Here is a 20,986-nt window from a genome sequence, read left to right on the forward strand (position 1 = left end):
TGATAGTTCGGATGAAAAAGAAACGGATACTTCTAATGAGAAAACTGAAACAGAAGAGACTTCAAGTGGTTCTGATCAAGATCAAGGTACTGAAAATGAAGATGCGGTATATGAGATTGGTGAAACTGTCGATGTAGAAAGTTATGAATGGGAAGTTCCTTACCAAGTGACGGTTAAATCAGTAGATGTTACTAGAGAGTACAATGGTGAAGATATTACTGAATATGTTGCAAATGCACAAGATACGAATAATTTTTTTGTAGCGGATACTGTTATAAAGAATACAAGCGATGAACCAATTGTACCTGGAGAGTACATTACTCCAAGACTTGGGGTTGATATGAATGGTAACGGCGAAAATTTTGTTTTTGAGTTATCTGAAGAAAAGCTTTCAAAAGAAATTGCGCCTGGTGAAGAAGTTGAATTAGATTTTGTGTTTCTAGAAAATTTAGCTCATGCTGATAGTGAAGGAAATTTCTACTTGCATTTTGAAGGATTCACGGATAACCAAAAATCTTATGTAGTACCAACTAAATAATAAGGAGTAAACATCATGAAAAAATTATTAAGCTTATTATGTGTCATGGGTTTATCATTCTTATTAGTTGCGTGTGGTGATAAAGCTGATGAGAAGTTAACTTCTTATAAGGAAGCGGTTCTAAATGAAGATTCATCAGCACTTATTTCACTAGTAGAAATGGAGGATGAAGAGCTCACAGAGGATGAAGCTGAGGCGTATTTTAAACTTATCAACGAAATGTATTCTAAGGAAGAATTTACTGAGCTTGTTGATAAGGAAATAGAACGAATGGAAGCTAAAGCAAAGTCCGGTGAAATTAAACCAGATTCTGATCTTGGATTTGAATTCTTACTAATTGAAAATGACGGTGAAGTAGAGTTAGAGATTCCGAGATATAAGATTGGTCTAGATTTACCTTCAAGCACTTATCAAATTACTGCTGGAGTAAATGACTTAACAGTAGAAAATCCACATGGTAATAACTATCAAGAAATTGGCGTGTATGTTCCTGGTATATATGAAATTAAAGGAACAGCAACAAAAGATACTGTTGAAGGAGACTACAGTATTTCTATTGACTTTACAAAACCAAAAAATGAACGTGCGTCTATAGACGGTAATATTTATAGCTTTAGAATTGATCAGGGTTATTCAAATACTACAATCAAAAAAGTATTTGTTAACGGTGAAGAAGTATCAAAAAATGAAAATGATATGTATAGTGTAAAACTAGATAATAATATGCCAACGATTAAAGCTTTAGTAGATTATCAAGGTAATGAAGTAGAGTCTGAAGAGGTAAAACAAGAACTCAAATATGTTGGTGTGAACAGTGTTCCTTTAGAAATTGATGAATCTAAAATTAAAGATTCAGAGGAAGATAATCTGGCCGAAAAAAGAGTAAATAATACAGTAACTCATTTGTTTGATAGTAGTGCAACTGTACTTTCACTCACAGAAGCTGATGCAGCTGTTAAAAAAGCGTTAATTAAGAATGATTTTGCGGATAATGATGTACATGCAGAGTATGAGAAGTTGATAGATAAGTATGCAGAAAAAGGTGCGAAGTTTGAATTCTCAGTACCAAAGTCTACGAAAGTAGGAAATGATAAGGATGATTTCACATATGAAGTGGAATCTGAATTAACGAAAGATGGTAAAACTGTCGATACTCTGAAATTTGAAATGGAATTTGTGAAAAAGAATGATAAGATGTTAATTAAATCTGTAAAAGAATTAAATTAATGAAAAATAAGCAGGTAGTTCAAATGTTCGATAGAATTACCTGCTTATTTTTATATAAACATTAATGTTATGTTTTTAAAAATATAATCAACAAATAAAAATTAAATGCTTAGAAGGTCAAATGAAAATGACTGCTAAAGAAAAATTGATAGAAAATTACTTGGAAAAACGAATAACGACTGAAAAATATTTTGATAATTATGTGCGGATATGGCGTGAGTTATAAGAGGAGGATAGAAAATTTAATAAGGAGAAGGAACAATTTAATGATTTAGGAGAGGTTGTTGATCGATACACTCTTTTTGCGGAAGATGTGATAAAATACGATTCCGTTTATTTTAGTGGGGAAGCTGTAGGCAGAACAGCTAAGAAGGTGTATGGTATTATTTTAAAAAAACTACGCATATGATATTTAGTTTGATATTATGTAATATTGAGCCGTTTCCACAAACGCAAGCTATAGCCGACATATTTCCACATACGAGCATTTTGTTAAAATTCGCAAATACATCAATTGTATCAACTCGTCCCATGTGGAGTTGGTGGCGTTACTAACACGTATAGATGAATAAGCATATTGATATTTGCATGTTCTTACGTTAAAATGTATATAGATAGTAAAAGAGAAGCGCACAAACGCTCCTTTTTGCAACCATAGCCGTACAGGCGGTGGTTGTCACAAGTTTATTTGCGGGAACCACCTTTTTGCTTGCTACAGTGCGTTAGGTGGTTTTCTCGTTTTTAAAAAGAATTTTGTGAAAAATGTACGCACTAATTGTGCGAATGAACCCTCTGAAAATATCCTTTAAAAATTCGAAGAACATTTCCATGATTATCACCTCCTTTCCTTATAGAAAAGAAAAGGTAACAAGTGACAACCATCCCCCCATATAACTTTAGCTACATCCCAATATTAACATTATTTCAGATTAAATGAACTTCTTTTTTACATCTAAATAAGGGAAATAGAAAGTGGAATATAGAGAAATAAACTAGGTAAGTTTAATTGTTATGAGTAACGCTTTATTTACAAGATGGCATGTAATTTTAATGGTCACCCTTTCGGATGCGGGCAACAGAAGAATAATAAAAAGTGAATCTGGTAATGTATAATTATTTATTTTGGGATGGTCAAAATTTAATTATATAATGATTCACTTTTCATTTGCGAAATATAATCATTCTCATTCTATAGGATACAAATTATATTCCCATTGATGTATGCATTCTTCTAGCATGTAATACGCTCGTTTGTAATTTGGAAGAATACGGAACACTGCTGTGTGGGAGCTTCTTCAACACTTTCATTCATTACGTCCATCCATATTTGATCTGCTTTGGGATCATAACGTTTTGTCAGTAGATTTCCATTTATAGTGATTATTTGATTTTTTCTGAATTCTTTTCCTCATTCATGAACGTTTTAATAGATTCTTACTTATTTTCTAATTTAAATAATGATTGTAACGGATTTAAATGTATATCTTTTGGCCCTTCCCGAGTAAAGAAACGGACGGTGTTTGCAGAAAGCCATTCCTCATTTCCTAAACCGAAAACACCTTCAGCATCGTTACTAGACAAATAATCTCGAACCATGATTGTAATTGATTGGTCGTTAAGTCTCTTGCCAATAAAACCGAACTTTGTTTTATAAACATTGTAAAAATAAGTTGTTTCCCCTAATGTAGCATGTCGATACTCGATTACTACTGATTGTTTTCTATAAGGATTATCAATTTCAGTATAACTATAATCTTGTAACAGTAAGATAAAACTATAGAACAACATGACAGGTATACTAATGAATAAAATAGAAGCTATCACAATAACTGTCCATACTTTAGAAAGTTTTGATTTAATGAGGATTATAATAATCATTACAATATTTATAACCAAAGGGAGTATATATCCTGTAGGTTTTAAAAATAGTAGAACATACCCTGTCAAATGCATGATGACAAGGATGAAGTTCATGATCCCTAAAGTGACGAGCATCCATTTTTCTTTTATCATAAGGTTCTCCATTCCCATTAATCTTTGTGAAATAATTTAATCATTTCTTCAACAACAATTGACCTGCTTGTTGTGTAAATTAATTTCATTATAAATGAAAGCTCAGTTACACATCAATCTTTATTACAAATTGCTAAAAAGATTGAACGCTTATTTTTCGTAATTAGTAAAATGTTTATAAAAGGGATTCTCAAATGTAAGTGAAACAAATATTGCCTAATAATATACTACTATAAATCTTATAGCAAAAGAAAGACAGTGCAAGATATTCATTGAAATAAATGTCGAATGAAAACTTGGTTGACAGAAAACTTTGCATAAGCGATTTAGCTGTTTCTAAATCAGAAACAGAAGTTGTTTAATGGAAAACAAAGTAAGCTTAAATCAATTGCATTAATAGTTAACATAAACGGCGAATTTATAAAATATTAATTTAGGAATTTTTTTGAGAATGAAAAAGCCGACTTCATTAAGGTTTATTAACTTCATATCAGTAATAGTATTACTACCGTTTTTTATATCAGGTGTGTTGTTAATATAATAGTTTTTTAAGTGACTTTATCAATAACTGTAATATTTTAAATTTTCGAAATATATTGACAATCATACCACTTCAAAGTATACTTTAATTCTGATAACTGTTAACAGTAAACATAATGAAATCAGATAATTCAGTCAAATTATATTGAGCTTAATTTATGGAATGGAGGAGTTTTAGTGCAATAAATTTTTATTCTATAGGAGGAGACAAAATCCTATAGACTCTACTTTAACTATTAAAATATTTATTTTTAAAGGGGAGTCGATAATAGTGAAAATCTGAGAGGAAGTGAATAGTTGAAAAAGGAAAATGATATGAATGTAATTAAATTACAAGATATGGGTTCCTTTTATATAGGAGGTCAAAAAATTACATTTACTGATAAAGAAGTAAGAGAAGTAATAATGACACCAGGTGGAGAACCGGTGAAGTTTGATTTAAACAATTCCTTTCATGTAGGTAATATGTATGTTCAATATTATATACCTTTGGAAATATGTAGTAAGTTTCCTTTATTACTTTGGCATGGCGGGGGATTGACTGGAGCTGTTTATGAGTCTACTCCAGATGGACGGAAAGGATGGCTTTCTTATTTTCTTACAAAAGGATGGATGGTTTACAATTCTGATGCAGTAGAACGAGGAAGGGCTGGATGGCTTCCATATCATTCAATTTTTTCTAAAGAACCATTACTTTTTCCAGAGTATTATCCATATAAGCTTTGGAGAATAGGTGAAGATGATTATGACAATGGGAATTGTACGCCTTATAAACATAGTAAATTTCCAATTGAACATTATGATAATTTAATCAAACAATTAGTCCCATCATGGATTGATTCTCATGAATCATCAATTAATGCTTATAAGGAATTAATCAAAAGAAATAATAGTAGTATCATTATTGCACATTCTCAAGGAGCTACATACGCATTTAAGGTAGCCGAGGAACTTCCTGATCAAATTAAAGCGATTATTGCTATTGAGCCAGGTATGGGAGGGGATCTTAAAAATGCAAAAAAATTAAAAAATATACCAATTCTAGCATTGTACGGAGATAATATTAAAAAAAGTGAACGATGGACAAAAATACTAAATCGTACAAAGGAATACTATGATGCTATTGAAAAGTCGGGTGGGAGTGTAGATGTTGTCATGTTACCGGACGAAGGTTTTAGAGGTAACTCTCATTTGATGATGATGGATAAGAATAATATGGAGATTGCAGAATATATTCAAAAATGGATTGAAAATCAATCCTTTATTAGTCAATAATCAGATAATGTAAAAAAAGAAACATGAGAAAACTATTATAAAATACAGTAAGGAGAAAGAGTATGAGTAGCATTATTTTAATTGTAACAGCCATCTATTTTCTTTTAATGTTAATTATTGGATTTTGGGCACAAAAAAAGACAACTTCATCTAAGGAATTTCTTGTAGCTGGTCAATCTTTGGGTTTTTTCGTTATGGCAATTGCAACATTTTCTTCAATTCAGAGTGGATGGGGAATGTTTGGCACAACCGGGACCGTATATGGATGGGGAATTCAAGCAATATTAACAGCTGCAATTTTAGCACCTCTTGGTTTTTTGTTAGCATGGGTCTTACTAGGTACAAAACTTCGAAAAATTGCAGACAAGCATCAAATTTATTCTGTACCGGATATTATTCGAGTTCGCTATGGTAATCGTGCTGCGCATATTACTGTTTCAATTGCAATGTTTATTGGTGCTGTTGGATATATGACGACACAGGTAGCAGCAACAGGGTTAATTATGTCGTTATTATTTGATATTTCTTTTAATGCTGGAGCTTGGATAGGAGCGGGCATTGTAGCTATATATACAATTGCAGGTGGGATGATAGCTGCAATATGGACAGATATGATTCAAGGTGTAATGATGATCGTAATGTCTATTGTTGTTTTCTTTATTGCCATGTCTAATGTAGGAGGTTGGGGAAATATGCTCAACACTTTATATACACATGATCCTGCCTTAGTATCTGTAATGGGTGTTATGCCATTAACTTGGGTGTTTAGTAATACTATTATGATAACATTTGGAATTGCTGGTCAACCACAAATGATCACTAAATTTCTTATGTTAAAAGATGTAAAAGAACTACGTTGGGGAGCTCTTGTAACAGGTATTGCATATTCAATTACGACTTTTTTTGCACTTGGTGTTGGTCTGTCTATGAGAGCTATGGTAATTGATGGAAAATTTGCAGAACTTCCAGATTATGATTCTGCTACCACTGCGTTTTTTGGGTCAGCAGATATTATTGCTCCTGTTGCAGCTGGCTTGGCCCTTGTTACTTTATTAGCAGCAATCATGTCTAGTGCTAGTAGTTTTATAACTATTGGTGCTTCTGCAATTATGAGAGATTTAGCTTCAGGATTAAATATCACAGTGAAGCGGGAGTTATTGTGGGGACGATTTTATTCTGCAATTGTTGTATTATGTTCACTTTTATTTGCGCTATATTTGGATCAAATAATATATCTTATGGGAGCATTTGGGTGGGCCGCTTTTGCTGCCGCTACATTTGGCCCAATTATATTAGGGATTTATTGGAGACGAGCAACAGGAATTGCTGCATTTTTGTCAATGTTTTTTGGGCTTTTATTTAACTTCATTTTGACAGTGATGACTTCTAAAGGATACATTACTACTCCAGATTATTTCTTTACGGGAGGAATAACGTTTGTTATAGGGGTATTAGTATTTATCATTGTATCTTATATGACTGAATCAAAAAAAGATCAGGAAAAGTTCGATAATCTTTATTTTGCGGAAAAAAATACAAAGGAGGCCCCTTAATTGAAGTTTAATAAAATAGATATATATATAAATATAATTGCTTTAATTTTTATTATGATGTTAATAGGTATGTTATTCAATATTTGGCAGTTAGTATTTTATACTATACCCTTACTTTCTATAGTTTTAATGTATCTTGGGGAAACCGATGAAATAAAACGTTTATTCTCGATGATCACATTACTAAGTTTCTCAGTCATTACAATGACAGTATTTATATGGGCTGGGAGTGGAATGACCCGTTTAGATGCAACATTTGGTGGCTTTTCGGTTGGTTCAGGTGTATTTATTTATATAATATGGCCTTTAATGACAGTTAGTGGAATTGTATACGCAATCATTCGGAAAGCATAATAATAAAATACAAGAATTGAGGTAAGTCTAATTGCATTTATACCTGATTGACGATATTATAATGCTAAATGGATAAATAAGGATGACAAATAATGAGGATTGTAAAATCAGAACCTTTATATAATCAGGTATATGAAGTTATTCGCCAAGATATTTTAAGTGGTAAAATTGGATATGGGGAACGTATTAATGAAGTGAAAATATCACAAGATTTAAGTGTGAGCCGAGGACCGGTTAGAGAAGCGGTGAGTAGATTAGAGCAAGAAGGATTACTCGAAAGGGACGAAAAAAATTATCTACATGTTTATAAGCCTAATGTACAAGACTTGGCTGATATTTATCAGTGTAGAATGATATTAGAGTCTTTTGCTGCAAAATTAGCCGCGAAAAATATGATGGAGAAAGATTTAAAACTTTTACGTAAACTATTAGAAAAATCAAGTGAATTAATTAATATTGAAACAACGAATGATAGTATTACAGCGCAGTTTTTAGATATAAATAGTGAATTTCATCATATTATAGTACATGCCAGCATGAATAGAAGACTCATAGGTCAGATTGATCAGTTAAGAAGTTTAATAAGACTGTACCGTAAATTTAATATTCATAATCAAGAAAGGCGTGAAATTGCACATAATCAACATTTAGAAATATACAGTGCATTAAAAGAGAGAAACGCATTACTTGTTTGTGAACTAATGAAAAAACATATTATATATGATATGGAAAGTTTAAAAAGAATGTTTCTAAAAGAAAATTAATCATATTTATTTAAAATATTATGTATATTTTTTAGTGTTAACAGTTGACAGTTGACTTTTAATGAGGAGGCGTGTAAATGTTTAATGAACATACAAAAGAATTATTACAAGGATTAAAGGTATTAGAGTTAGGTACTTTAATCGCCGGCCCGTTTGCAGGAAGAATATTCTCTGACTTTGGGGCGGAAGTAATTAAGGTAGAAAACCCCAATACAGGTGATCCAATTAGAAAATGGCGGCTTATGCATGAAAACACTTCATTGTGGTGGTATGTACAGGCTAGAAATAAGAAATCTATTACTTTAAATTTAAAGACTAAAGAAGGACAAGAAATTATTAAAGAATTGGCCAAAGAAACAGATATTATTATTGAAAATTTTAGACCTGGAAAATTAGAAGAGTGGGGAATTGGATATGAGGATCTTAAAGCATTTAATCCAAAAATTATAATGGTCAGAATTTCAGGTTATGGACAAGATGGTCCTTATAGTAAAAAACCAGGTTTTGGAAGTATAGGGGAATCTTTTGGAGGGATAAGAGAAATCACTGGATATCCGGATCGACCACCAACACGAGTTGGAATCAGTTTAGGGGATTCTGTGACGTCCCTATACGCGGTAATTAGTTCTATGATGGCAATCTATCATCGAGATGTTATTGGAACAAATAAAGGTCAATTGATTGACTGTGCTTTATATGAGGCTGTTTTTAGTTTAATGGAGAGCATCGTTCCAGAATACGATTATTATAAACATATAAGGACAAGAACTGGAAGTACATTACCTGGAATAGTTCCTTCTAATACGTATCAATGTAGAGACGGGAAGTATATTGTTATTGGTGGAAATGGAGACAGTATATTTAAACGATTAATGAATGCAATTGGTTATCCACAAATTGCAGAAGATTCGAATTATGCAACAAATGACCTACGAGCTTCAAAAGCTGAATATCTCGATGGTATTATAAATGATTGGACACTACAACATAGTTTAAAAGAAGCTAATGAAATATTAGATCAATTTGATGTTCCAAACGGACCAATTTATAATATAGCTGATATTATGAATGATGTTCATTATCAAGCAAGAGAAATGATTGAAAATGTTAGAATAGATGGATTAGGATCATTAAAAATGCCTGGTATAATGCCTAAATTTTCTGAAACTCCTGGAAGAATTAAATGGGCTGGTCCGAAATTAGGACAACACAATCAAGAGATTTATCAAGATATACTCCAGTACTCTGATGAAAAAATAAAACAATTAAAAGAAACTGGTATTATTTAATTGGGAAAATATAAAAGGAGGTAAAAGATAAATGACCATTAAAATTCAGGAAGTTATTACGCGAGACGGTTTTCAAATGGAGAAGAAGTTTATTCCAACAGAAACAAAGATTAAGTTAATTGATGAGTTAAGTGAATGTGGTTTCTCAAAAATTGAAATTACATCCTTTGTTTCACCAAAAGTAGTGCCACAGCTTAGTGATGCGGATATAGTGGCTCAGGCTATTAAACGAAATAAAGATGTGAGTTATGTTGCTTTAGTTGCTAACTTAAAAGGGGCGGAACGTGCAATTGATGCAAATATAGATGAAATTAACCTTGTCATGTCAGCAAGTGCTACACATAATATGAAAAATGTTAATCAATTACATGAACAATCACTTGATGGGTTTAGGAATATTATGAAATTGATAAAAGGTTCAGCGATAAAAGTTAACGGGTCTATTGCAACTAGTTTTGGTTGTCCATTTGAAGGCTCTATCTCGGAAGAATTAATTTTAAGAATTATTGATGATTATTTGGAAATGGGTATGAATAGTATCACTCTAGCAGATACAACTGGAATGGCAAATCCTGTTCAAGTTAAAAGGCTTGTAAATAAAGTAAAATTGGAAATTGATGAAATTCCATTATCACTCCATTTTCACAATACCCGTGGAATGGGGCTTGCAAATGTGTTAGCAGCAATAGAGGCAGGAGCTTCACAATTTGATAGTTCATTAGGAGGTTTGGGCGGTTGTCCATTTGCTCCAGGAGCAACCGGTAATATTTGTACAGAAGATTTAGTTCATATGCTTGATCAAATGGGTATAAATAATAGTGCGAACCTTGATCGTCTTATTAATATATCAAAAAAGTTACCTAATATTGTTGGAAGAAACGATTTACCAGGTCAGGTTGTAAAGTCCGGAAAAATAACAGATTTGCATGAATTTTAAAGTATAGAATAAACGTTAATATAAATCATCCCACTGCCACTATTTTATGATTGAAAATGAAAACAAGTGAATTTCCTTTTGAAAAATCATTCGAGATCCATTTAGATTTATAGATTTTACTATCTCTCAGCATTTAAAACAAATCGATTCAGAAAAAGTATAAGTCTATTGCTCTTATTGTCAAGAATTTAAAGTTTTTGAAAGACATTTTCTGCCCACTTATGTGTTGTTGCAATAACAAACATTTTATTGGAAAGAGTTTTTGAATTAGTTGGCAATGAAAATATCTCGATGATACGAATAACAGTGTTTTTTCAAAGATGAGAAACGAAAAAGTCATATGATCAAAACATTCATAATTAAGAAGTGATGATATAATGTAATCCAATTGATTATTATAGCATTTCATCGGAAAAGAGTTCATAACTAATTGTTTGTATACTTACCGTTTCATGCAGTTGAGCATGAAGCAATAATGAAACAAAAAGGGATATAAACAATTTCTTCGTTTAATAGTCTGGTGGAGAATGTTAAATAAATGATGAATTATCGGAATAACCATTGTAAAAATGTATTATTTTGGATTTGGATGGTTCACTACTTACTCATCCGTTATAAAGGAATTTTTATTATTCTAAAATTAAATACGAATTACTTTGAAAATGATTAATATTCACACTTAATTAATGTAACGCTAATGGTTCGATTTATAATTTTATCTAAATTTCTTGAATACTAATTGTCGAGCACTAGTTACGAATATAATTTCACATTTATAAATTAAAAGAGAAATTGCTTAGTGTGAAGGTAATTGAATTGTGACTTCACACTAAGCAAAATTTACAATTTGTCATATGTCTGTTATCCCGTTAAAATAATGATAGCAGTTAGGATAGTAACAAGACAATGTATTATATAGATAGTAGTAATGATGAATACACTAAGGTTTTACAGTTCCTGTAGAAATTGCAAAAATCGAGTTAATAATGGAATTACTTTTGATATATAATATTATCCTAGCATTAATATTTTAGTTTTCATCATTTAAAGGATTATTTCTATTCTTCCACGACATATTGTAATAATAAGGATAATGCTATACTCATTCCATTAGGAATACTATTGAGATCTACCCATTCTTCCCTTGTATGTGCACCGGATCCGATAATTGTTCCAATAGTATTTGCTAATATTCCTCGTGATAAAGGAATGTTAGCATCTGTTGAAAAGGGGCGTTGATCTATTGGACCATCATAATACCTTTTAATAATATCAATATTTTTTTCTGTCCATTGTTTAAAATTCTTTTCGTCAAACTCTCCTTTACCAGGTCTAATTCCCAATGTATCTATAGAAATCTTTTTACCTCTTTTTTCAAAGTTAGAGATTATTTGGTGAAATTTCTCTTCCATGATAGATAAACATTTTTGGCTAGAGGAGCGATATTCATAAAGTATTGTAGCTTTTTCAGCAATAGAATTTACGGTACTTCCTCCTTGGATATGACCTACATTAAATGTTGTTTTTTCTTCAGTTGGAACTGTAATATTATATAAATCTTGTATAAGTGATACCATCGTATAAATTGCATTGTCTTTACCAAAATCTAAATAAGAATGTCCTCCATCTTCATGAACAGATATTTTATAACGATAAGATCCAACTGGAACACTAGTACACTGGGACATATAACCATCGAATGAATAAAACTCATTAATTCTGTCTCCAAAGTTTTTAAAAATTGTTTTACAGCCCTCTAAATTACCAAGACCTTCTTCACAAGAATTAGCAATAATAAGTATGCCTTTGTTTAATTGGGGTCTATTTTGTAAAATAAATTTCGCAGACATCATTAGATTAACTAAATTAGCAGTATCGTCTCCGATTCCAGGGGCATAAAGTATATTATCTTCTCTTCTCATTGGTAATTCATCACTATCATCGAATACTATATCAGTATGAGCCATAAAGCAAACTATTTCTTTATGTTTATCACAATCAATAGCACAAATTGTATTTTTAGCTTCGTCTATCCAAACATCATTTCCACCTTGTTTAATAAACCATTGCTTACAAAATTCTGCTCGTTTTTCCTCATGATAGCTTGGTGCAGGTATTTTACCTAATTCCTCCAAAAGAGAAATAGCTTCTTGTTTATGTTCATCCACAAAATTTTTGATTATTTGTTCTTGTATCATTATTAATCACCTATCTCATTTTTTAACTTTTTGTTATCCGTATTTATCATTGGTTCTATATAATTTTCTAATCCCGCCAATCCCAGTATTAAAATTAAATCCCTTTGTGGGGCAAGAAATGCATTCGTAGGTTTAAACCATTCATCAGTTGTATGAACCTTTCCTTCCTCTCCTCCACGACCTATTGTAATTGCAGGAATACCCATGTTAATTGGTATATTGGCATCCGTACTACTTTCATTTCTAAGCTCCGGCTCAATACCAATAACATTCGCCGCTTCCCATGCAGCTTTTACGATGATAGAATCTTGCGATTGTGTTCCAGCTGGACGATTTCCTTTCATTTCAATTTCAGCAATTACTTCTTCTTTACTATCCCATTTTTTATTTTCATTTTTAACTTCTTGTTTCACTGCATTTTTCAATTCATTAGTTAAGCGGGTTAATTCCTCCTCGCAATCGGAACGTATATCAACCAACATCGAGGCTGATTCAGAAATAGTGTTAACAGATGTCCCACCTTCAATTATCCCGACATTGAATGTTGTCTTAGGGATTTTTGGTACTTGAAATTGAGAAATCGTATTAATAACACGACCCATTGCATGTATTGGGTTCGGTAAACCAAAGTCGGCGAAACTATGTCCCCCTGGACCTTTAAACGTTATTTGATATCGGTGACTACCAGTTGCAGTATAAACAATCCCTCCAGGTACTGGATTATCAATTGAAATGAATGCATCTATCGAATGATTTGAATTTCCAAATATATATTTAACTCCTTTTAAATCACCTAGACCTTCTTCACATACGTTTGCGCAAAAAATAATATTCCCTATAGGTTGAATATTCAGTTTTTTCATAGTTCTTGCAATAGTGATTAATTCAGCAACCCCTCTAGTATCATCATTAATTCCAGGACAATAATACACGTCGTCTTTTTTCTTTATTGTTAAATCAGTTTCAATAGGAAACACCGTATCTGTGTGAGCTGCGATCATAATTGTGGGACCATTTCCACTTCCTGGAATTGTCCCCATAACATTCGATACTTTATCAATTTTCACATTTTCTAAACCAATCTCTTCAAACTTTTCTTTGACATAATAAGCACGTTTTTCTTCATGATGAGAAGGTGCTGGAATTTCACAGAGTTCTAATTGTTCTTGCAGAGTTTTGTTGTCTTGCTCTTTTATAAATTGAAGTGCATTTATAATGTTTTCATTATTTAATAATTTTTTCATGTTTAATTTCCTTTCTATTATGAAGTAAACCCCTTAGACTTGATGTTATGGAACGAATTTGTGATTATTTAATATCCAATCATATGTGCAATGATGAGTATGATAGAAGCAATCGCGTACCATATCAATACTAATTTCCAAATAAATTTTAGCCATATTTGATAAGGAACTTTTGATAATACTAAAAATGCCATTAATGCTGCAGAATGTGGAAATATAAGATTTGTAAATCCATCTCCATAATTAAGGGCTAATATAGCCGTTTCAGGAGACATTCCAACAATATCGGCTACTGGAAGCATTACTGGCATTGTAACAACTGCCTGTCCACTACCAGAAGTGATAAAAAAGTTAATTACAGTGTGCATTAATAACATACCTGGTGCCTGTAAAAATGTTGGGATATAATTCATGCCTGATGATACAAAATGTACAACTGTATCTAAAATATTACCATTAGTAAGAATGATAGAAATAGTCCTAGCAAGGGATATTAAAATAATTGCTCGAACTACTAATTTACCTCCATCAATAAAATGATTACACATTTCGTTTAAACTCATTCCATAGATAATTGCGCCAAGTAGACCCAATACTAAAAAGAATGCTGACATTTCTTGGAATCCCCAACTAAGTTTAGTAGCTCCATAAACTAAAATTATTAATGATACAGTAAAAACAGATAAAACAGCTATATGTCGTTTTGTTAATTTCTCTTCATGATCTTGAATATCCTCTGAAGTCACACTTGGTTTTATTCCATAAACGTAACTGTAAGTTGGATCTGCTTTTACTTTTTTCGCATAGCTTAATAAATATGCGATTGTTGCAGCCGTAATGGCAAAAAATCCAATTAATCGAAAGCCAAAACCGTGAAATAATGGAAGTCCCGCTAATTCGTTAGCTATACCCGTAGTAGATGGATTTAACATACCAGCGATTGGCCCCATTGATGCTGCTAAACATACCATAGCCACACCAACTATTTCGTCATACCCTAATTGATAAGATAATAGTAGAGCTACTGGTACAAATGCAATAAATGGGTTATATCCCATTGGAGAACTGAGAACAGCAATAACAAACATAATTAATGCTACCGCCATCGATTGTCGCTTACCAAATTTTCTTATAACTGTACTTGTTAAAGCACGTAATGAACCAGTAGCCATAATGATTTGCATAGATCCAGTAAAAATAAGTATCGCGAATACTAAATTACTTGAATCATAAAAACCTTGTACTAGTAGCATTGGTATTTCCCAGAATGGTACTGGGGAACCTTGTACATAATTAAAGATATCTGGGTTAACAACCTCGATACCACTTTCTGTATTCGTTCGATCATATTCTCCAGCTGGAATAATGTAGGTTAGAATACAAGCTATTACCGCCATTGTGACTATAATTATAAATTCATGAGGAAATGACCATTTTTTCTTTTTTTCTAACATATTTTATCCTCCTTAGTGTATAAATAATTGAATGAAACTTTTTTGTTAGTCTTATTTCCTCACCACTCCTTTTTAAAATAATCTTAGCGATACTTTGTAAGCGCTTAATTTTTGTTTGTTAATTTGCTTTGTGGTTTTCGTATAATAGTAATCCCACATTACAATTAACTTTATAAAAAACAAACGATTACCTTTGATAAGAAGATAAAGGTCAATCCCTTAAGTATCATATCAATATATCAATTGCATTTAAGACTAACATAAAGACATGTCGTTTATGTAGAATAACATATGATTTGTTCTAATTCAACAACTTTCTGAATATTTCCTTATTTTCCCTATTACAATATAGATCGGCCAAGTATCTTCATAATTCTATCAAGGTAAAATTTTCAGTTTTATATTATAATAAAGTTAACTTCTTTTTTTGTATTACATTAATGAAGAATAAAAGGGAGGGGATTTTTTGTACAGGATTGGAATAATTTATGGGGCTAATTCTATTAAGTGGATAAAGAAAATCAAATATATAATGGATAATTGTGAATTAATTTTTTTACCTTTTAAACAATATAGTGAGCTAGAAAAACTTTATATGAAACACACGGCTCTTTTAGATGGCGTGATGTTTAGTGGTCCTACACCTTATTTATTATTAAAAAACAAACTTGGATATTTTCATATTCCAACTGATTATTTTGTTTTAGAAGAACACAATTTTTATAAAAGATTAACTAGTATTCTAATCAATGATAAAACTTTCCGTTTAAACAGAACTTTTTGTGATATTACAACTGAGGAAAACAAATTCATGGGTCTTGGAGATATTCTTACAGAGGATGAATTCCCATACGTATTCAAAAATAGATTGGAGAACATGGGACAAGAGGATCTTTATGAGAAAATACTAGCACATATTAAATATTTGTTGCATACAGACAAAATAGATTTAATCATTACAGGGTCTAACAACCTGGCAAAGTTACTTGATGAGGAAGAAATCAAACACATCACTATCCACCCTTCAGCTGATAGCATGGTCCGACAACTTGATTTATTAATACAAAACATTAAATTACATCAACTGGAGGAAAGACAGTTGGCTGTAGGTAAAGTTAAATTAGTTGATGAATTAAACAATAATCATTTTAATTATATATCGCTAAATAATGCCCTTCTAGAGTTTAATCAGCAATTTAATAACTTATTATTAATTAACCCGGATAAATTTGATTTTGAGATTCTGATAACTATTCAATCATTACGAGATATAACAAATAATTTCACAAGCTGTCAGTTATCTAGTTATCTAAAGAATGAACTTCCTTTCAACGTGAAAGTTAGTTGGGGAGTTAATTCTGAATTAAACTACTCAAGAATGGACGCTTTAGATGCAATGAAACGTGTTATGGAAAATAATAATGAAGAGAATGTAATACTGAAATACTTTGGGGAATACATTGCCCTTAATGAAATACCAACAACAAATTCACCTGATTTTATTAGTAATAAAGTCTATCAACTTAGTGACTTTTTAGGAGTTTCTTCAGAACAATTTAAAGAAATTTTGTCTATTAAGCAAAATATAATTACTGCTAAAATTATAGCTGAAAAGTTAAATCTTACAACAAGAAGTGCTAATAGACTCCTAAATAAGTTAGCGAGAAAAAAAGCAGTTGTTGAAATAACTAATGAAAACTATACAGTTGGAAGACCTGAAAGGAAATTCCAATTAACAATTGAAAATCTAATTAGGGAAATCGATAAGATAAATTGAAATTCATACGTATAGTAGATGTAATAATATACGAGGTTACAATTAACTAGATAGATTTATTAAGGTTATATACATTTGATACAACTCTCGAGCAATACGAATTAACATTAGATAAAGCTGAGCTCATTGAAGGGGAATTAGAAGGTGAGAAAAGTACGAGAAATGGATATATGTTACTGGATGTCACAGTGAAAAACACCACAGATGAAACTTTGGATGTAGAGGAACTTATGTATTCGATGAAAGTAACAGATGATTTAGATTATACCGGTTTTCAAGATCATTTGGATGTATATGATACGGTGGAAGTTTTTGTTCGTTATACAGAATTATGGTTATATTACATAGGTAGCACGAAATAAATCCATTTATTCTCGCATGTTTGGATGTAAGAACGGACATTGTGAGTAGAAGCAGGAAAGACGGTTGTCACAATTAAACGTCATGTGATAACCGTTTTTCTTTTTTACTAAGCTAGCTTAAAAACATTTTCTAAGGCACATATTACAGCGCTTTATTTCTTTTCCATTCAAGTAGTAAAGGACTTATGTTAAGAATGATTGAGAGGATGGTTATTATCCATAATGTTTTTTCCATTGTCGGTACTACATCTTCTAATGCGGCCCAATCTCCTGTTTTTACCCAATCAGAGACCATTTTATACTGTGCAATAACTGTTAAAACAGTAAAAGATAAAGCTGTTGCCATTGCCACTCGGTAATTTTTACTTGTAGCATACATAAAGAGATTAATAAAAGTTGCTATTATAGTAATAAATCCGAACGTAAGCCACATATGTATTGCTCCTTTCAAGTAATTTTAATAATGAATTGTTTAACTATGTCTTTTGCTTTTCCAATATTCAACTGAAAGTACCTTGGTGAACAAAAGCGGAAAAACGAATAGGATGATAGATGTAACAAAGGCTTCGTAACTATATAGTATGTAAAATGATTTTTAAAGTTAAGGAAATTAATATAAAAAGATAAGAAAAAATTGTATTGATCAACGATTCCTATCAATTTATTTTGAAACTAGTATATAAACTTTTGGATAAAATACAAGAGTATTTTGTAACATGAATGCCTCCTTAGAAATCGTAAATTCTACACAATAATGATACTATCCCCACCACATTGCTAATACAAATAAAGACCAAAAAGTAACGAAAAAGCCGATAAAAACATTGGTAAGCAATAAAATGGTATATATTTTTGGATTTACTTTTTGTTTGGCTAATAGAATAGTATTTAGTACAAATGAAATAATAAACAAACTAATACTTATGATTGTTACGACGATTAGCGTTTTAAATGGATCTTTATAAAATAAGTGATCAGAAAAATAGTAAGCAATATCTTGCGCAAACCAACCTAAAAAGGTTGCTAATAATATAATAACAATGAGAATGAGCGACATGATATTTCTTTTCATAAATTTCCCCCCCAACGTATGCATCAAAAAGGTTTCGATTGTTATAAAATTGTACTTCTCAGATGAAAATATCATCATACAAATTCCATATATGACGAAACAATTTGTTTCCCAAAATCATATACGTTAAAAGGGCTGTATGTCAATGTATAAAAATATCATCATATATGTTTACATACAGAAAAACTTCTAAAGGCTTTTCTTCATCGTTTATTAAAACTTTTAGAACATTACTGACATTTAGTTCCTATTGACAAATATATAAGATAATTTTATGATTGAATTTACTGAGAATGATTCTCAATATTATTTAAATTATCATGTACTAGGTCTATTAATGGGATAGATTTATTTTCAACACTTTAAAAAATACCATTACATTATAAACAAGAAGATAGTTCGTTCATTCGAAATACTTTTTGAATTTCAACTGTTTTAAAAATAAAGGAGTGTCCGTATGGGAGCATTTAATGTGGAACAAGTGGCGGTAGGCTACTCAAATATGTTAATTATTGATGAATTAAGTGTGACGATTCCAAAGGGAGAGATTACGACGATTATTGGACCAAATGGTTGTGGTAAATCGACGTTACTAAAGGCTATCTCGAGAATTCTTAAAATGAAAAATGGTTCAGTCTTTTTAGATGGAAAAGATATTCATCGATTAGGAACGAAGGAAGTGGCAAAAAAATTAGCTATTTTACCACAAACGGCCGAAGCACCTGGTGGCTTAACAGTGTATGAACTTGTTTCATATGGTCGTTTTCCACATCAAAAAAGTTTCGTATCACTTAAACGAGAGGATTATGAATATATCAATTGGGCAATCGATGTGACAGGATTAAATGAATTGAAAGATCGGTCAATAGATGCGTTATCAGGTGGTCAAAGACAGCGGGTTTGGATTGCGATGGCACTTGCACAAGATACGGAAATTTTAATTTTGGATGAACCAACAACGTACTTAGACATGGCACATCAGCTTGATATTTTATTACTTTTACAAAAACTGAATCGTGAGGAAGGAAGAACGATTGTTATGGTACTGCATGATTTAAATCATGCGTCACGCTTTTCTCATTATTTAATTGCGATGCGTGATGGTACTTTAATTACGGAAGGAGTGCCAGAAGAAGTGATGACATGTCATCACTTACAGAAAATATTTCATATAGAGGCAAGTTTAGCTACTTGTCCATTTAGTGCAAATCCGATTTGCTTATCTTACCAATTGTGTAAGGAATCAAATGTTATGCAATAAGTTGTTGTATGTGATGGATGTGTGTGCAGTTCAACGTAGTAATAATTAACTTATTTGCTTTGAAGGAGGAAGAGAATGATTGTGTCATCACATTTGTCAGTCTCTAAACAACATCGTCCTCTAAGAGCGATGGTCATTTTAATAGTAGGTCTTGTCGGATTAATTTTAGCTATCGGATTATCGATTTCATTAGGAGCAGCAAATATCCAGTTAACTACCGTTTGGACTGCGGTATTTCATCATGATCCAACATTAACGACACATCAAATTATTTGGGAAATTCGCTTACCACGAGTATTAGGTGCTGCAATGGTAGGGGCTTGTTTTGCAGTAGCTGGTGCTTTAATGCAAGGTATGACACGGAATCCATTAGCAGACTCAGGGTTGTTAGGTATCAATGCTGGCGCTGCATGTATGCTTGCGATTTGTTTTGCTTTTTGGCCAAGTTTACCTTATATGTATTTGATTTTGTATGCATTTTTAGGTGCTGGTGTAGGTGCATTTATTGTATATGGTGTCGGTTCTATGTCGAGAAGTGGTTTAACACCAATGCGACTCGTCCTTGCTGGTGCAGCTGTAAGTGCTTTACTTGGTGCATTAAGTGAAGGAATTGCCTTATATTTTCAAATTGGTCAAGATTTAGCTTTTTGGTATGCAGGTGGTGTTTCAGGAACAACATGGATGCATCTGAAGGTGATGGCACCATGGTTGCTTGCTGCAATGGTAGGGGCGATGTTTTTATCTCGTTCAATTACATTGCTCAGTCTCGGAGAGGAAGTATCTATTGGTTTAGGCCAGCGAACGAAAACGATTAAAATAATCGGCATGTTATTCGTGCTTGTTTTAGCGGGTGCGGCAGTTTCAGTTGTTGGGGCGGTTGGATTTGTTGGATTAATTGTTCCACATGTTGCCCGTTTTTTAGTAGGTCATGATTATCGGTGGATTATTCCATGTTCCATTATTTATGGTGGACTATTAGTCGTTCTCGCTGATTTAGCTGCAAGAATGATTCATCCACCTTATGAAACTCCAATTGGTGCACTTATTGCAGTTATAGGTGTTCCTTTCTTCCTTTATCTTGCCAGAAAAGGAGGAAAAGAAATATGAAACGATACATGACAAATACGC

Annotated in this window: 18 protein-coding genes; 12 read left to right on the forward strand and 6 right to left on the reverse strand. The window is 32.0% G+C overall.

Annotation, left to right across the window (positions count from 1 at the left end; translation table 11 throughout):
• Nucleotides 1–538, forward strand: a 538-nt coding sequence (locus SPD45_RS12555) for a hypothetical protein (protein ID WP_336268120.1), incomplete at its 5' end; no start/stop codon positions are given.
• Between the two features lie 15 nt (nucleotides 539–553).
• Complete coding sequence (locus tag SPD45_RS12560) at nucleotides 554–1,765, forward strand: LptM family lipoprotein (protein ID WP_336268121.1); 1,212 nt, start codon at nucleotides 554–556, stop codon at nucleotides 1,763–1,765.
• Between the two features lie 1,434 nt (nucleotides 1,766–3,199).
• Here SPD45_RS12560 and SPD45_RS12565 read toward each other — a convergent pair.
• Nucleotides 3,200–3,778 (reverse strand): hypothetical protein, encoded by a 579-nt coding sequence (locus SPD45_RS12565; RefSeq protein ID WP_336268122.1) that lies wholly within the window; start codon nucleotides 3,776–3,778, stop codon nucleotides 3,200–3,202.
• An 837-nt stretch (nucleotides 3,779–4,615) separates the two neighbouring features.
• On the opposite strand from SPD45_RS12565, the gene SPD45_RS12570 reads away from it, so the two are divergent.
• From SPD45_RS12570 to SPD45_RS12595, 6 genes are all read left to right on the forward strand, one after another.
• Nucleotides 4,616–5,593: a hypothetical protein gene (locus SPD45_RS12570; protein WP_336268123.1), complete on the forward strand. Its 978-nt coding sequence runs from the start codon at nucleotides 4,616–4,618 to the stop codon at nucleotides 5,591–5,593.
• 62 nt (nucleotides 5,594–5,655) lie between these two features.
• Nucleotides 5,656–7,146, forward strand: a complete 1,491-nt coding sequence (locus SPD45_RS12575; protein ID WP_336268124.1) for a sodium:solute symporter family protein — start codon at nucleotides 5,656–5,658, stop codon at nucleotides 7,144–7,146.
• Entirely contained in the window at nucleotides 7,147–7,500 is a 354-nt protein-coding gene (locus SPD45_RS12580) for a hypothetical protein (protein ID WP_336268125.1), read from the forward strand.
• A 92-nt stretch (nucleotides 7,501–7,592) separates the two neighbouring features.
• Nucleotides 7,593–8,264: a GntR family transcriptional regulator gene (locus SPD45_RS12585; protein ID WP_336268126.1), complete on the forward strand. Its 672-nt coding sequence runs from the start codon at nucleotides 7,593–7,595 to the stop codon at nucleotides 8,262–8,264.
• A gap of 77 nt (nucleotides 8,265–8,341) precedes the next feature.
• Nucleotides 8,342–9,553, forward strand: a complete 1,212-nt coding sequence (locus SPD45_RS12590; RefSeq protein ID WP_336268127.1) for a CaiB/BaiF CoA transferase family protein — start codon at nucleotides 8,342–8,344, stop codon at nucleotides 9,551–9,553.
• Nucleotides 9,554–9,584: 31 nt separating this feature from the next.
• Nucleotides 9,585–10,490 (forward strand): hydroxymethylglutaryl-CoA lyase, encoded by a 906-nt coding sequence (locus SPD45_RS12595; RefSeq protein ID WP_336268128.1) that lies wholly within the window; start codon nucleotides 9,585–9,587, stop codon nucleotides 10,488–10,490.
• A 1,058-nt stretch (nucleotides 10,491–11,548) separates the two neighbouring features.
• Here SPD45_RS12595 and SPD45_RS12600 read toward each other — a convergent pair.
• The 3 genes from SPD45_RS12600 to SPD45_RS12610 all read right to left on the reverse strand — a co-directional run bounded on the left by SPD45_RS12600 (nucleotide 11,549) and on the right by SPD45_RS12610 (nucleotide 15,386).
• Nucleotides 11,549–12,688 (reverse strand): M20/M25/M40 family metallo-hydrolase, encoded by a 1,140-nt coding sequence (locus tag SPD45_RS12600; RefSeq protein ID WP_336268129.1) that lies wholly within the window; start codon nucleotides 12,686–12,688, stop codon nucleotides 11,549–11,551.
• 2 nt (nucleotides 12,689–12,690) lie between these two features.
• Entirely contained in the window at nucleotides 12,691–13,932 is a 1,242-nt protein-coding gene (locus SPD45_RS12605) for a M20/M25/M40 family metallo-hydrolase (RefSeq protein WP_336268130.1), read from the reverse strand.
• A gap of 68 nt (nucleotides 13,933–14,000) precedes the next feature.
• Nucleotides 14,001–15,386: a YfcC family protein gene (locus SPD45_RS12610; RefSeq protein ID WP_336268131.1), complete on the reverse strand. Its 1,386-nt coding sequence runs from the start codon at nucleotides 15,384–15,386 to the stop codon at nucleotides 14,001–14,003.
• A 466-nt stretch (nucleotides 15,387–15,852) separates the two neighbouring features.
• On the opposite strand from SPD45_RS12610, the gene SPD45_RS12615 reads away from it, so the two are divergent.
• Together SPD45_RS12615 and SPD45_RS12620 are read left to right on the forward strand one after the other, a co-directional pair.
• Complete coding sequence (locus tag SPD45_RS12615; RefSeq protein ID WP_336268132.1) at nucleotides 15,853–17,163, forward strand: hypothetical protein; 1,311 nt, start codon at nucleotides 15,853–15,855, stop codon at nucleotides 17,161–17,163.
• Nucleotides 17,164–17,333: 170 nt separating this feature from the next.
• Entirely contained in the window at nucleotides 17,334–17,525 is a 192-nt protein-coding gene (locus tag SPD45_RS12620; RefSeq protein WP_336268133.1) for a hypothetical protein, read from the forward strand.
• Between the two features lie 142 nt (nucleotides 17,526–17,667).
• Here SPD45_RS12620 and SPD45_RS12625 read toward each other — a convergent pair whose 3' ends face one another.
• Nucleotides 17,668–17,958 carry a hypothetical protein gene (locus SPD45_RS12625; protein WP_336268134.1) on the reverse strand — a complete coding sequence of 97 codons (291 nt, stop codon included), beginning with the start codon at nucleotides 17,956–17,958 and terminating at the stop codon, nucleotides 17,668–17,670.
• Between the two features lie 327 nt (nucleotides 17,959–18,285).
• Nucleotides 18,286–18,597: a hypothetical protein gene (locus SPD45_RS12630; RefSeq protein WP_336268135.1), complete on the reverse strand. Its 312-nt coding sequence runs from the start codon at nucleotides 18,595–18,597 to the stop codon at nucleotides 18,286–18,288.
• Nucleotides 18,598–19,054: 457 nt separating this feature from the next.
• On the opposite strand from SPD45_RS12630, the gene SPD45_RS12635 reads away from it, so the two are divergent.
• Nucleotides 19,055–19,858: an ABC transporter ATP-binding protein gene (locus SPD45_RS12635; protein ID WP_336268136.1), complete on the forward strand. Its 804-nt coding sequence runs from the start codon at nucleotides 19,055–19,057 to the stop codon at nucleotides 19,856–19,858.
• A 75-nt stretch (nucleotides 19,859–19,933) separates the two neighbouring features.
• On the forward strand, nucleotides 19,934–20,965 hold the full coding sequence (locus SPD45_RS12640) for a FecCD family ABC transporter permease (RefSeq protein WP_336268137.1): 1,032 nt from the start codon (nucleotides 19,934–19,936) through the stop codon (nucleotides 20,963–20,965).
• The last annotated feature ends 21 nt before the right edge of the window (nucleotides 20,966–20,986 follow it).

Origin of the sequence: Pseudogracilibacillus sp. SO10305, assembly GCF_037072005.1 — a bacterium.
GTDB lineage: Bacteria > Bacillota > Bacilli > Bacillales > Amphibacillaceae > Pseudogracilibacillus > Pseudogracilibacillus intestinigallinarum.